General features: G+C 71.6%; 16 protein-coding genes. 14 read left to right on the top strand and 2 right to left on the bottom strand.

What is annotated here, in order from left to right; all coding sequences use genetic code 11:
• Positions 1-10 precede the first annotated feature (10 nt).
• The 9 genes from atpD to ABD927_RS16720 all read left to right on the top strand — a co-directional run bounded on the left by atpD (position 11) and on the right by ABD927_RS16720 (position 6,910).
• The gene (atpD, locus tag ABD927_RS16760) at positions 11-1,432 is read left to right on the top strand and encodes a F0F1 ATP synthase subunit beta (protein WP_345250985.1); all 1,422 of its coding nucleotides are present in this window, start codon (positions 11-13) and stop codon (positions 1,430-1,432) included.
• Positions 1,429-1,851: a F0F1 ATP synthase subunit epsilon gene (locus ABD927_RS16755; protein WP_345250984.1), complete on the top strand. Its 423-nt coding sequence runs from the start codon at positions 1,429-1,431 to the stop codon at positions 1,849-1,851. The genes atpD and ABD927_RS16755 overlap by 4 nt, the downstream gene beginning before the upstream one ends.
• Positions 1,848-2,204, top strand: coding sequence for an AtpZ/AtpI family protein (locus ABD927_RS16750; RefSeq protein WP_345250983.1), 357 nt, complete (start codon positions 1,848-1,850; stop codon positions 2,202-2,204). Before ABD927_RS16755 ends, ABD927_RS16750 begins: the two co-directional genes overlap by 4 nt.
• A 175-nt stretch (positions 2,205-2,379) precedes the next feature.
• Positions 2,380-2,655 carry an N-ATPase subunit AtpR gene (locus ABD927_RS16745; protein ID WP_345250982.1) on the top strand — a complete coding sequence of 92 codons (276 nt, stop codon included), beginning with the start codon at positions 2,380-2,382 and terminating at the stop codon, positions 2,653-2,655.
• Positions 2,652-3,347: a F0F1 ATP synthase subunit A gene (locus ABD927_RS16740; RefSeq protein ID WP_345250981.1), complete on the top strand. Its 696-nt coding sequence runs from the start codon at positions 2,652-2,654 to the stop codon at positions 3,345-3,347. Before ABD927_RS16745 ends, ABD927_RS16740 begins: the two co-directional genes overlap by 4 nt.
• Complete coding sequence (locus ABD927_RS16735) at positions 3,344-3,598, top strand: F0F1 ATP synthase subunit C (protein WP_345250980.1); 255 nt, start codon at positions 3,344-3,346, stop codon at positions 3,596-3,598. Before ABD927_RS16740 ends, ABD927_RS16735 begins: the two co-directional genes overlap by 4 nt.
• Positions 3,599-3,606: 8 nt before the next feature.
• On the top strand, positions 3,607-4,395 hold the full coding sequence (locus ABD927_RS16730) for a F0F1 ATP synthase subunit B family protein (RefSeq protein ID WP_345250979.1): 789 nt from the start codon (positions 3,607-3,609) through the stop codon (positions 4,393-4,395).
• 83 nt (positions 4,396-4,478) lie between these two features.
• Entirely contained in the window at positions 4,479-6,011 is a 1,533-nt protein-coding gene (locus ABD927_RS16725; protein WP_345250978.1) for a F0F1 ATP synthase subunit alpha, read from the top strand.
• Positions 6,011-6,910 carry a F0F1 ATP synthase subunit gamma gene (locus ABD927_RS16720; RefSeq protein WP_345250977.1) on the top strand — a complete coding sequence of 300 codons (900 nt, stop codon included), beginning with the start codon at positions 6,011-6,013 and terminating at the stop codon, positions 6,908-6,910. Before ABD927_RS16725 ends, ABD927_RS16720 begins: the two co-directional genes overlap by 1 nt.
• Before the next feature lie 68 nt (positions 6,911-6,978).
• Here the strand turns inward: ABD927_RS16720 and ABD927_RS16715 are convergent, their stop codons facing one another.
• Positions 6,979-8,226, bottom strand: a complete 1,248-nt coding sequence (locus tag ABD927_RS16715; protein WP_345250976.1) for an MFS transporter — start codon at positions 8,224-8,226, stop codon at positions 6,979-6,981.
• Between the two features lie 7 nt (positions 8,227-8,233).
• Positions 8,234-8,875: a GntR family transcriptional regulator gene (locus tag ABD927_RS16710; protein ID WP_345250975.1), complete on the bottom strand. Its 642-nt coding sequence runs from the start codon at positions 8,873-8,875 to the stop codon at positions 8,234-8,236.
• Between the two features lie 301 nt (positions 8,876-9,176).
• Here ABD927_RS16710 and ABD927_RS16705 point away from each other — a divergent pair, with 301 nt between their 5' ends.
• The 5 genes from ABD927_RS16705 (at position 9,177) to ABD927_RS16685 (ending at position 13,369) form a co-directional block, all read left to right on the top strand.
• A complete protein-coding gene (locus tag ABD927_RS16705) occupies positions 9,177-9,572 on the top strand; it encodes a VOC family protein (protein ID WP_345250974.1) in 396 nt (131 codons plus the stop codon).
• Positions 9,573-9,610: 38 nt separating this feature from the next.
• Entirely contained in the window at positions 9,611-10,513 is a 903-nt protein-coding gene (dapA, locus tag ABD927_RS16700) for a 4-hydroxy-tetrahydrodipicolinate synthase (RefSeq protein WP_345250973.1), read from the top strand.
• Between the two features lie 156 nt (positions 10,514-10,669).
• Entirely contained in the window at positions 10,670-11,707 is a 1,038-nt protein-coding gene (locus ABD927_RS16695) for an ABC transporter substrate-binding protein (protein ID WP_345250972.1), read from the top strand.
• A gap of 29 nt (positions 11,708-11,736) precedes the next feature.
• Entirely contained in the window at positions 11,737-12,537 is an 801-nt protein-coding gene (locus tag ABD927_RS16690) for an ABC transporter ATP-binding protein (RefSeq protein WP_345250971.1), read from the top strand.
• On the top strand, positions 12,527-13,369 hold the full coding sequence (locus tag ABD927_RS16685; protein ID WP_345250970.1) for an ABC transporter permease: 843 nt from the start codon (positions 12,527-12,529) through the stop codon (positions 13,367-13,369). The genes ABD927_RS16690 and ABD927_RS16685 overlap by 11 nt, the downstream gene beginning before the upstream one ends.
• Positions 13,370-13,387: the final 18 nt, after the last annotated feature.

Below are 13,387 nucleotides of genomic sequence, written 5' to 3'. Positions count from 1 at the left end.
GGGCCGCACGATGACGGCCGCCGGCCGCGTGACCGCGGTGCGCGGCGGCGTGGTCGACGTCGCCTTCGACGAAGGCCCGCTGCCGCCGATCGACGAAGCGCTCGAGGTCCAGTGGGGCCGGCCCGGCGCGTTGCAGCTGGAGGTGCAGAGCCACCTGGACGCGCGCACGGTGCGCGGCGTGGCGCTGCAGAACACCCACGGCCTGCAGCGCGGTATCCCGGTGCGGGCCACCGGCGCGCCGCTGACGGTGCCGGTGGGCGCGGCGGTGCTGGGCCGCCTGCTCGACGCCACCGGCGAACTGCGCGACCGCGGCGAGCCGCTGCCGCCGGATACCCCCCGCCGTCCCATCCACCGCGCCGCCCCGCCGCTGGCCGCGCGCACCGGCGGCGCCGAGCTGTTCGAAACCGGCCTCAAGGCGCTGGACCTGCTGGCGCCGCTGGCGCGCGGCAGCAAGGCCGCCATGTTCGGCGGCGCCGGCGTCGGCAAGACGGTGCTGGTGATGGAACTGATCCACGCGATGGCCAAGGCCTATCACGGCATCTCGGTATTCGCCGGCGTGGGCGAGCGCTCGCGCGAAGGGCACGAACTGCTGAACGACATGCGCGGCGCCGGCACGCTGGCCGATACCGCGCTGGTGTTCGGCCAGATGAACGAGCCGTCGGGCGCGCGCTGGCGCGTGGCGCTGTCGGCGCTCACGGTGGCCGAATATTTCCGCGACGAGAAGCGGCAGGACGTGCTGCTCCTGATGGACAACGTGTTCCGCTTCGTGCAGGCCGGCAGCGAAGTCTCGGGCCTGCTCGGGCGGCTGCCGTCGCGCGTGGGCTACCAGCCCACGCTGGCCACCGAGGTGGCGGCGCTGCAGGAGCGCATCGCCTCGGTCGACGGCGTGTCGATCACCGCGATCGAGGCGGTGTACGTGCCGGCCGACGACTTCACCGATCCGGCCGTGACGGCGATCTCGGCCCACCTGGAAAGCCAGATCGTGCTGTCGCGCGCGATGGCGGCCGAAGGCATGTATCCGGCGGTCGACCCGCTGGCCTCCGGTTCGGTGCTGCTGGACCCGGCGGTGGTGGGCGAGGCCCATTACCGCACCGCCGGCCGCGTGCGCGAAACCCTGGCCCGCTACCGCGAACTGCAGGACATCATTTCGCTGCTGGGCATCAACGAACTGGGCGCCGACGACCGCCGCACGGTCGCGCGCGCGCGGCGCCTGCAGCGCTTCCTGACCCAGCCTTTCACGGTGACCGAGGCCTTCACCGGCACGCCCGGCGCCTCGGTGGCGCGCGCCGACACGCTGGCCGGCTGCGAGGCCATCCTCGACGGCGAGTGCGACGGCTGGCAGGAATCGTCGCTCTACATGGTCGGCACGCTGGACGACGCGCGCGCCAAGGAAGCGGCCTCCGCCCGGGCCGCCGGCGGGGCGCGGCCGTGAAGCTGCTGGTGACCGGCCTCGGCGCCATCGCCGTCGATTTCGACGACGTCGTTTCGGTGCGCGCCGAAGACGCCAGCGGCAGCTTCGGCATCCAGCCCGGCCACGCCGATTTCCTGACCGCGCTCGAAGCCGGCGTGCTGAGCTGGCGCCGCGCCGGCGGCGCCAGCGGCCATTGCGCCGTGCGGCATGGCGTGCTGACGGTATCCGGCGGCGACCGCATCGCGGTGGCCACGCGCGAGGCCGTGGTCGACGACGATCTCGGCCGGCTGGAGGCCACCGTGCTGCGCGCCTTCCGCGAACGCGACGCGGTCGAGACCTCGGCGCGCGTGGAAACCACGCGGATGGAGCTGCAGGCGCTGCGTGAATTGCTGCGCTACCTGCGGCCCGACCGGGCGGGGCGGACGGGAGGGGGGATATGAGCCCGTCGCCGGCAGGGAAGGGATCTTCTTCTCGCGGGGAGGACGCCGCGCAGCGACAGGCGGGCGGCCCGCCGGACGCCCCCGGCGGCGACGACGAACTGGCCGCCGGCGTGCGCCGCCGCCAGGCGCGCCACCTGCGCTGGCTGCGCGAAGGCGAGCCGACCCTGGCCCGCCAGCTGGCGCGGGTGGGCGTGCTGGGCTGGCTGATCGCGGCGCCGATGCTGATCGGCATCTTCGTCGGCCGGCTGCTGGACCGCGCCGCCGGCGGCGGCATCTTCTGGACCGCGCCGCTGCTGCTGGCCGGGCTCGGGCTGGGCTGCTGGTCGGCCTGGAAATGGATCAATACCCCGTAGGGGCGGATGGGAAGGAGCCGTACGTGACCAAGCACCGGATTGCCATGAGCGCGTCCGCCGCCGGGGAAGTCGGCGCCCGGCGGCTGGCGGGCATGCCGATGGCCACGGCCCGTCCGGCCGCGGCCGGACGGGCGAAGGCGCCCCTTCTCCCGCGCGGCGGCAGGAGGGGCCATCCGTGAACGCGGCCTTGCACGAACTCGGCGCCATATTGGCCTTCGCCGCGATCGGCGTGGCCATCGGCCTGTTCCACTTCGCCACGCTGTCGTGGAACCTGCGGCTGTATCTGGCCGGCGCTCCCTGGCGCGGCATCGCCTTGCAGGGCGCGCGGCTGGCGCTGGTGATCGCGGCGCTGGCCGCCGTCGCCCATGCCGGCGCGGTGCCGCTGCTGGTGGCCCTGGCCGGCGTGGTGGCCGGCCGCCAGTGGGCCTTGCGCAACAGGCGGCCGGCATGACGGGCTCGCCGCTATCCTCGCCGCCGCTGTTCCACATCGGGCCGGTGCCGATCGCCGCCCAGGTGCTGTCCACCTGGGCCATCATGGCGGTGCTGGCGGTGGGCTGCGCGCTGCTGGCGCGCCGCCTGCGCGTGGAAAACCCGAGCCGCACGCAAACGGCGGCCGAATGGTTCGTCGAATTGATCTCGCAGCACATCGTCGACGTGATGCGGGTCGAGCCGGCGCCCTACCTGCCGCTGGTCGGCACCATCTTCGCCTACGTGCTGTGCGCCAACCTGTCGTCGCTGGTGCCGGGCAACGAGCCGCCCACCGCGCACCTGGAAACCGACGCCGCGCTGGCGCTGATCGTGTTCTGCTCGGTGATCGCCTACGGCATCCGGGCGCGCGGGCTGGGCGGCTACCTGAAGAGTTTCGCCGACCCCGGCTGGGCCATGCTGCCGCTCAACGTGCTGGAGAACCTGACGCGCGTGTTCTCGCTGATGATCCGGCTGTTCGGCAACGTCATGAGCGGCGTGTTCGTGCTCGGCATCGTGCTGTCGCTGGCCGGGCTGTTCGTGCCGATCCCCTTCATGGCGCTCGACGTGCTGGTCGGCGTCATCCAGGCCTACATCTTCGCCGTGCTGGCGATGGTGTTCATCGGCGCGGCCGTCGGCGACGACCACGGCAGCGCTTCACCCCAGGAGTCCCCATGACCGCAGAAGACTACATCCGCATCGTCAGCATCATCTGCGCCGCGCTGGCCATTTCGTTCGGCGCGATCGGCCCCGCCTTCGGCGAAGGGCGCGCGATCGCCGCCGCGATGGACGCCATCGCGCGCCAGCCCGAGGCCGCCGGCACGATCTCGCGCACGCTGCTGATCGGCCTGGCGATGATCGAGACGATGGCGATCTACTGCCTGGTGATCGCGCTGCTGCTGCTGTTCGCCAATCCCTTCGTGAGCTGAGCGGCGCGATGGAATTCGATCCGTGGACGCTGGGGCTGCAGACGGTCAACGTCCTGGTCCTGTTGTGGCTGCTGCAGCGCTTCCTGTTCAAGCCGGTGAGCCGGATCCTGGCGCAGCGCCAGGCGCTGGCCGCCGAGCGGCTGACCCAGGCCGACGCCGCGCGCGCCGCGGCCGAGGAGAAGGCCAGGTCGCTGGAGGCCGAGCGCGCCGGCATGGCGGCCGAACGCGAAAAGCTGCTGGCCGATGCCCGCACGGCGGCGCAGGCCGAACGCGACGCGCTGCTGGCGCGCGGCGCCGAGGAGGCCGCCCGCCGCGCGCAGGAAGCGCAGGCCGCGGCTGCCCGCGAGCTGGCCGAAGCCGAGGCCGCGCTGACGGCGCGCGGCGCGCACCTGGCGGTCGACATCGCGCGCCGGCTGCTGCGGCGGCTGCCCGGCGGCGCGCTGGCCGATGCCTTCCTCGACGATGTCTGCCAGGCCGTGGCGGCATTGCCGGAAGCGCGGCGCCGTGAACTGCGCGAGGATGCCGCGGAGGGCGGCGTGCGGGTGGCGCTGGCCGCCATGCCAGAGCCCGACTGGATGCAACGCTGCGGCGAGCGGCTGGCCGCGGCGCTGGGCGGGCCGGTGCAGGTCGAACCGGTCGAAGACCCGGCACTGGTGGCGGGCATCGAATTGCGCTTCCGCCACGTCGTCGTGCGCAACACCTGGGCCGCCGATCTCGATCGCATCCTGGGCGCGCTCGACGATGGCGCTTCGCCGTCCACGGCCGCCGCTTCGGTTGCCGCGGCCGGCGGCGCGTGAGGGGCAGCCCGTGGCCGCGCCGACCCGCTTTCATGCCGCATGCGCTGCGCGCCGCGCAGCCTTGCCCGATACGTAGGACATCGATGGACACCTTGAACGCCGCCCTGCAATCCTGGCTGCCGCGCGCCGCGCAGCAGGTGGAACGCGCCCCGCTGCAGACCGCGGTGGAAGAGATCGGCCGCGTCGAGGCGGTCGGCGACGGCATCGCCACCGTGTCGGGCCTGCCGGGCCTGCGCCTGAACGAATTGCTGCGTTTCGAGAACGGCAGCCTGGGCTACGCGCTCACGCTGGACGCCGGCAGCGTGGGCTGCGTGCTGCTGGACGAGGGTGCCGGCATCGAGTCCGGCATGCGGGTGACGGGCGTGGGCGACGTGGTGCGCGTGCCGGTGGGCCAGGCGCTGGCCGGCCGGGTGGTGGACCCGCTCGGCCGCCCGCTGGACAGCGGCGAGCCGCTGGCCGCCGAGCGGCTGGACCCGGCCGAGCGCGACGCGCCCGCCATCATCGACCGCGACCTGGTGACCGAGCCGGTGCAGACCGGCCTGCTGGCGGTCGACGCGCTGTTCGCGCTGGGCCGCGGCCAGCGCGAGCTGATCATCGGCGACCGCGCCACCGGCAAGACCGCGATCGCCACCGACGCCATCATCAACCAGAAGCACAGCGACCTGGTCTGCGTGTACGTGGCGATCGGCCAGAAATCCAGTTCGACCGCGCGCGTGATCGACGCCGTGCGCCGCCACGGCGCGCCGCAGCGCACGGTCTTCGTGGTGGCCGGCGCGTCGTCGGCGCCCGGCCTGCAATGGATCGCGCCGTTCGCCGGCTTCACCATCGCCGAATACTTCCGCGACCGCGGCCAGCACGCGCTGGTGGTGGTGAACGACCTCTCCAAGCACGCCGCCACCCATCGCGAACTGGCGCTGCTGACCCGCCAGCCGCCGGGCCGCGAAGCCTATCCCGGCGACGTCTTCTACGTGCACGCGCGGCTGCTGGAACGCGCCGCCAAGCTGTCGCCGCAACTGGGCGGCGGTTCGCTGACGGCGCTGCCGATCGCCGAGACCGAGGCCGGCAACCTCAGCGCCTACATCCCCACCAACCTGATCTCGATCACCGACGGCCAGATCGTGCTCGATGCCAAGCTGTTCTACGCCGGGCAGAAGCCGGCCGTCGACACCGGCCTGTCGGTCAGCCGCATCGGCGGCAAGACCCAGGCCAAGATCCTGCGGCAGGCGGTGGAATCGCTGCGCCTGGACTACGCCCAGTTCCTGGAGCTGGAGGTCTTCACCCGCTTCGGCGCGGCGCTGGAGCCGCGCGTGCAGGCGCAGATCGCGCGCGGCCAGCGGATCCGCGCGGCGCTGGCCCAGCCGCAATACGCGCCGCTGCCGCTCGACCGCCAGGTGGCGCTGCTGCTGGCGCTGCAAGGCGGCGCGCTGGACCGCCTGCCGGTCGAGCGCCTGCCGGCGTTCCGCGCCGCGCTCGACGGCTGGCTGGCCGGCGAGGGCAGCGGGCTGGCGGCGGCCGTGGCCGCGGGCGCCGCGCTGCCGCCGGAACGGCGCGAGCTGTTCGTGCGCGAACTGCAGGCCCTGGCCGCCACGCTGGCCGCGCCGCCGGGGCCGGCCTGATGGGACAGCGGCTGTCCGAGCTGCACGACCGCGTGGCCACCGTGCGCCAACTGGGCGGCGTGGTGTCGGCGCTGCGCGGCATCGCCGCCTCGCGCGCGCAGCAGAGCCGCGGCCTGCTCGAAGGCGTGCGGGCCTATGCCGACATCGTCGCCCAGGCCATCGCCCAGGCGCTGACCCTGCTGCCCGTAGGCGCCGGCGACGGGCCGCCGGCGCCGGGGCGGCGGCCGGCGCTGCTGCTGTTCTGCGCCGAGCAAGGTTTTGCCGGCCCGTTCAGCGATGCCGTCTTCGACGCCGCCGGCGGCCCGCCGGCCGAGGCCGAGCTGATGGTGGTCGGCAGCCGCGGCGTGCGGCTGGCCCAGGCCCGCGGCCTGCGCGTGGCCTGGCAGGCGCCGATGGTGTCGCAGGCCGCCTCGGCCGGCGCGCTGGCCAACCGCATCGCCGCCATGCTGGAAGACCGCATGCGCGAGGGCGATATCGCGCGGGTCGACATGGTGTTCGCGCGGCCGGCCGCGGGCGGCGAGATCGCCGTCGAGCGCCGCTCGCTGCTGCCGCTCGACCTGCGCCACATCGCGCCGGCGCGCATGCGCCAGCCGCCGCTGGTCAACCTGCCGCCGCCGCTGCTGCTCGAACGGCTGGCGGCCGAATACCTGTTCGCGGCGCTCAACGAGGCCGTGCTGTACGGCTTCGCGGCCGAGAACACCGCGCGCATGACCGCGATGGCCGCGGCGCGCGCGCACATCGACCGCCGGCTGGAAGAACTGGCGCGCGAAGAACGGCTGGCGCGCCAGGACGAGATCACCGAGGAAGTGGTGGAACTGGCCAGCGGGACGGAGGCGCAGCGCACGATCGGCGGCCGGCGTCCGCCGGCCATGGCCCGCCATGAGGGGGCCGGCCCGTAGCGCGGGCGAGCGGGAGGCGGACGGTCTCGCGCCTTTCGGGAAACGCCGCCGCCGCGCCGGCCGCGTCCTCAGCGTGCCGGCGCCGACGCGCGCCGCGCCAGGAACAGGGCATTGGCCAGCCCCGCCGCCAACAGCACCCCCAGCAGCGCCGCCAGCCCCGGCCACTGCCCCAGCGACAGCGCGATCCCGCCTGCATAGCCGACCGCGCTCGACCCCGCGTAATAGCAGAACAGGTACAGCGCCGAGGCCTGCGCCCGGCCACTGCCCGCCCGCCGCGCCACCCACGCGCTGCAGATCGAATGCGCGCCGAAGAAGCCGAAGGTGAGCACCGCCAGCCCGCCCACCACCATGGCCAGCGAGTCGGACAAGGTCATCGCCAGCCCCGCCAGTTCGAGCGCGACGCCAGCCCACATGACGCGATGGTGTCCCAGCCGGGCCCCCAGGTTGCCCATCCACGCCGAGCTGAAGATGCCGCCCAGGTAGACGGCCGACACCAGCCCCACCACCGCCTGGCTCATGCCGAACGGCGGCGCCAGCAGCCGGTAGCCGATGTAGTTGTAGACGGCCACGAAGGCGCCCATCAGCAGGAAGGCCTGCGCGAACAGCCGTCGCAGCACCGGATCCGACAGATTGCCGCCGAAGCCGCGCAGCGCCAGCCGCAGCTGCAGCGGCCGCGGGCGGAAGTTGCGCGGCGGCGGCAGCAGCCGCCAGAACAGGGCCGCGCCGACGAAGCCGAGCGCGCCGATCGCCAGCGTGGCCGCATGCCAGTCGGCGACGTCGGCGATCAGCCCGGCCAGCAGCCGCCCGCCCATGCCGCCCAGCGCCGACCCGCCGATGTACAGCCCCATCGCCAGCCCGCTCGAGCGCGGCTCGATCTCTTCGCCCACATAGGCCATCGCCACCGCCGGCAGGCCGCTGAGCGTGATGCCCATCAGCGCGCGCGCCGCCACCAGCACCGACCATTGCGGGAACAGCACGCTGGCCAGCGTCAGCGCCGCCGACGACAGCAGCGAGGCCACCATCAGCGCGCGCCGGCCGAAGGTATCCGACAGCGTGCTGGCCACCAGCATCGCCAGCGCCAGCAGCGCCGTGGTGGCCGACAGCGACAGGCTGCTGGCCGCCGGCGACACGCCGAAGGCCTTGGCGAACACCGGCATCAGGGGCTGCACGTAGTACAGCAGCGCGAAGGTGGAGAAGCCGGACGCGAACAGCGCCGCCACCGCGCGCCGGAAGGCGGGGCTGCGGCGGCCGATGTACTGCGAGGAAGCGGCAGGCCCGCCGGCCGCTGCGGTGTGAGGGGCAGGCGATCCAGGCACCGCCGCGCTACCCCGAGATGAGATTCAGGACGTTGACCGCGGTATGGACCGCATGGCTGCGCATGGCCGCCGCGGCCGCCTGGCTGTCCTGCGCCAGCAGGGCGTCGACCAGGCGGCGGTGTTCTTCCATGGAGCTTTCGATGCGCGAACGCTTGAAGAACTGCCGCGAACGGAACGGCGCCAGCCGCTGCCGCATTTCGGTGGCCACGCTTTCCAGCGTGTCGTTGTGGGCGCCGGCATAGATGGCGCGGTGGAACTCGTCGTTGGCGGCGGCGTAGGCCTCGGGATCGTCGCTCTCGGCCGCGGCCAGGCATTGCCGGTACAGAGACTGGATGAGAGTGCGCTCCATCGGGTCGGCACGCAGCGCGCACAGCCCGGCGCAGATGGCCTCGATCTCGGTCAGGCCTTCGTACATGTCGCGCAACTGGTCGTGATCGACGCGGGCCACCGAGAACCCGCGGCGCGGGAAGTATTCGACCAGCCGGGTGGCGGCCAGGTGGCGCAGCGCGTCGCGCACGGGGCTGCGCGACACCTTGAAGCGATCGGCCAGCGACTGTTCGTCGAGGCGACTGCCGGGCTGCAGCTGGCCCGCGATGATGTCGGACGCGAGCGACTGCACGATCGACTGCGAAAGCGTCTTGCCTGCCATGGCGCGAGCGGGTTACCCATTTCTGAACGCCGGAGTATACAACCCGCCCTTTGCGGCTCGCGGCCCGCGGCGCACCGGGCCGGCGGCAAGCATGCCAAGGGCGGTTCTGGCACGAACCCTGCATATTCCCGTATTTTGGGGCCAATTTGCCCCACGATGGTGCGTCGACGCAAATCGTGCCGTACCACCTTTTTCTGTTGACGAATGTCGACTGGCTCAATATATTGCATACAAATTATAAAAAAAGAGTGCAATTTTGTTTTCCGGCAACAACCGGATCCGTCGATTTCAAGGAGCCGCAATGGCCAAGATCCGCCACATCGCGATGTCGGTGCCCGACCCGCAGGCAAGCGCGAAGTTCTACTGCGAGACGTTCGGCATGGAAATCGTGGGCGAGACCGATTCCCCGCTGGCCAAGGGCCTGTACCTGTCGGACGGCACGATCTCGCTGGCCCTGCTCAAGTACAAGGCCGACGAGTGGGCCGGCATGGACAAGGACGCCACCTGCATCAACCACATCGGCTTCTGGGTCGACGACCTGGAGGCGCAGTCGCAGCGCATCGTCGAACACGGCGGCACCTTCTTCCGCGAACTGCCGCTGGAAAAGGATTCCCTGTACTACGAAATGAAATTCCGCGATCCCGCCGGCGTGATCTTCGACATTTCCCACAACGGCTGGGTCGGCGCCAAGAAATAGCCCGCGCGCCCTTCTTCCACCCTCGATCGGAGCCATCGATGGACCTGAGCAGATTCCATGGCGTCGTGCCCGCGATGGCCACGCCCTTCACCGCCGACGAACGCTTCGACGAGGCGCGCACGCGCGAATTGATCGAGGACTACATCGCCTGCGGCGTGCATGGCATTTCGGTGGCCGGCAGCCAGGGCGAGTTCTTCGCGCTCGACGAGGCCGAACACCTGCGGTTGCTCGAAATCGCGGTCGAGACCGTGGCCGGCCGGGTGCCGGTGTACGCCGGCACCGGCGGCGTCACCACCCGCGCCGCGGTGCGCGTCACCAAGGCCGCCAAGGCGATCGGCGTCGACCTGGCGCTGGTCATCACGCCGTATTTCGTGCAGCCCACCCAGCCGGAACTGGTCGAGCACTACACCGCGATCGCGGCGGCCACCGACCTGCCGGTCATGCTGTACAACAATCCGCCGCGCACCAGCGTCAACGTGCTGCCGGCCACGCTGGCGCGCAGCATGCGCGAGGCGCCCACCATCGTCGGCATCAAGGATTCGAGCGGCGACGTCACCCAATCGGTGGAATACAAGCTGTTGACGGACCGCCGCGCGCTGCTGTTCTCGGGCCGCGACACCATCGCCCTGTCGCTGCTGGTGCACGGCGGCGAGGGCACGATCTCGCCCGCCGCCAACGTCTTCCCGCGCCTGATGCTCAAGCTGTACGACGCCTTCCGCCGCGGCGACCTGGCCGAGGCGGTGCGCATTTCCGACATCTTCGCGCCGCTGCGCGAGGCCTGGGCGCTGGGTTCGTTCCCGGTCGTCATCAAGGAAGCGATGGCGATGGCCGGCCGCGACGCCGGCCCCACGCGCGCCCCCGTGCGCCCGCTGGCCGCCGACAGGCGCGAACGCCTGCGCGAGGTGGTCGAGCGCATCGCGCCGCACGAAAAAGCAGCCTGACCCGGCGCCGCGATCGCCGTAGCGCCCGGCAGGGCGCATCGCACCGTGCAGTTCCATAAGAAACGCCCGTTTCATGGCGAGCAGGAGGGGACGATCCGGCTCGCCGAGCCTTGACCGACCCGGGCATTGCGCCCGACCCGAGCGATGGAGTTCACGATGTTCAAAGCGGCCTTCCCTGTTTTCGACACAATCGGCGCGCGGCTGGCGCGGCCGGCACTGCGCGCCTGCGGCGCCCTGGCGGCCGCGGCCGCGTTCGCGTTGCCGATGGGCGCGCACGCGCAGGACAAGGTCCGCGTGCGCATGGACTGGACCACGCTCGGCTACCACGCGCCGTTCTACTACGGCGTGGCCAAGGGCATCTACGCCAGGCACGGGCTCGACGTGCAGGTCGACGAAGGCAAGGGCTCGGCCAGCGTGGCCCAGCTGGCCGCCGCCGGCAGCGACGACTTCGGCTTCGCCGACGCCACCACCGTGGCCCAGCTGGCCGGCCGCGGCCTGCCGGCCAAGGTGGTGATGGGCGTGCTGCGCGCCACCACGGTGGCGCTGTTCTATGCCGACGGCCGCGGCATCAAGACGCCGGCCGACATGCGCGGGCGTTCGGTCTCGCTGTGTCCGAGCGACGCGATCTCGGTCTACCAGCCGGCCTATTTCAAGTCGCTCGGCATCGCGCCCGGCGACGTCAAGAACCTGTCGGTGGACTGCAGCATCAAGTACGCCGTGGTCGCCCAGGGCAAGGCCGACGCCGTGATGACCTACGCCACGGCCGGCAAGCCGCTGCTGCAGAAGGTGGGCATCGCCAATCCGGGCCTGTTCCGCGCCGGCCCCGACTTCTACCTGCCCTCGCACGGCATCGTGGCCGCCGATTCTCTGATCAAGGCCAAGCCCGACCTGATCCGCCGCTTCGTGGCCGCCACCGCGCAGGCCTGGACCGAGGCGATGAAGGACCCCGACGGCGCGGTGGCCGCCACCGTGGCCGCCCGCCCGCTGCTCAAGGGCCAGGAGCAGACGCTGAAAGACACGTTCGTGGCCGCGCTCGATTACGTGGACACGCCGGCCACCAAGGGCAAGCCCTTCGGCTGGCAATCGCCGGACGACTGGCAGAAGGCGCTCGGCATCCTGCGCGAGTATGCCGGGCTCAACAAAGACCTGAAGCCCGAGGCCGTCTACACCAACGACTTCATCGCCGCCCCTTGACCATCCCGCCGAGCCAACGGAGGCCCCGCATGGACGAATCCCAGGCCAGGAACGATGCCCTGCGCGCCGCCGCGCCGGCGGCCATCGTCATCGACGGCGTCGCCCGCCAGTTCAACTCGCGCGGGCAGAGCGTGACCGCGCTCGACAACGTCAACCTGCAGATCGGCGACGGCGAGTTCGTCTCCTTCCTCGGCCCCAGCGGCTGCGGCAAGAGCACGCTGTTCATGATCGTCGCCGGCCTGCTGGCGCCGTCGCGCGGCGAAGTCCGCATCGCCGGCCGCCGCGTCGACCGGCCCGTTACCGACATCGGCATCGTGTTCCAGCAAGACCTGCTGGTGGACTGGCGCACCGTGCTGGAAAACGTGCTGCTGCAGGCCGAGGTGCGGCGCCTGCCGCTGGCGCCGGCGCGCGAGCGGGCCCGCCAGCTGTTGCAGCAGGTGGGCCTGGCCGGTTTCGAGAACCGGCGCCCGTGGGAGCTGTCGGGCGGCATGCGCCAGCGCGCGGCGATCTGCCGGGCCCTGCTGCACGATGCCCGCATCCTGATGATGGACGAGCCCTTCGGCGCGCTGGACGCGCTCACGCGCGACCAGATGAACCTGGACTTGCAGGCGCTGTGGTCGCAGACCCGCCGTACCGCGATCCTGGTCACGCACAGCATTTCCGAAGCCATCTTCCTGTCGGACCGGGTGGTGGTGATGTCGCCGCGCCCGGGCCGTGTCATCCTCGACCTGCGCATCGACCTGCCGCGCCCGCGGACCATCGAGATGCGCGATTCGGCCGAGTTCGTCGCCTACCAGAAACAGCTCAGGGGAATGATCGGTGCGCACTGAACGACTATTGGCCAGGCCCCTCGTGCCCTCCCTGTTCACCGGCCTGTTGCGGCGCGACCGCATCGAAGGCCCGCTCATGTTCCTGGCCACCGCGGCGCTGTTCATCGCCGCGTGGGAAACCAGTTCCCGCATGGGCTGGCTGCCGCCCTACCTGGTGCCGTCGCCGTCGAAGATCGCGGAAAAATTCGCCGCCACCTTCGGCACGATGGCCGGCCACGCCTGGCTGACCGCCGCCGAGATCGCCGCCGGCTTCCTGCTGGCCACGGCCGGCGCGGTGGTGCTGGCGGCGCTGATCGTGTTCTTCAAGCCGGTGGAGCGGGCGGTGTATCCGTGGCTGGTGATCCTGCAGGTGATTCCGAAGGTGGCGCTCGGGCCGCTGCTGATCATCTGGCTGGGCTTCAGCTTCTTTCCCAAGGTGCTGATGGCCTTTCTGCTGGCTTTCTTCCCGATCATGATCGACACTATCATCGGCCTGCGCTCCATCGAGACCAACTCGATCTACCTGCTGCGCTCGATGGGAGCGGGGCGCCTGGGCATTTTCCGCTACCTGCAGCTGCCCAATGCCCTGCCGCACCTGTTCGGTTCGCTGAAGGTGGCGATCACGCTGGCGGTGGTGGGCGCGCTGGTGGGCGAGTTCATCGGCGCCAACGAAGGCCTGGGCTATGTGCTGGTGTCGGCCAACGGCAGCCTCGATACCGAGCTGCTGTTCGTTTCGCTGGTGTGGATCTCGGCCCAGGCCATGGTCTTCTACGGGCTGGTCGTGGCGGCCGAGAAAGTGTGCGTCTCGTGGCACGTGTCGCACCGCGGCACGCTGGGGCGGCCGGGGCATTGAGGCAGGGCCACGGAGTTT

Source organism: Pigmentiphaga soli (genome assembly GCF_039541095.1).
Classification (GTDB): domain Bacteria; phylum Pseudomonadota; class Gammaproteobacteria; order Burkholderiales; family Burkholderiaceae_B; genus Pigmentiphaga; species Pigmentiphaga soli.
Note: the sequence above shows the minus strand (reverse complement) of the source record. Positions and strands in the feature narration are given on the sequence as shown.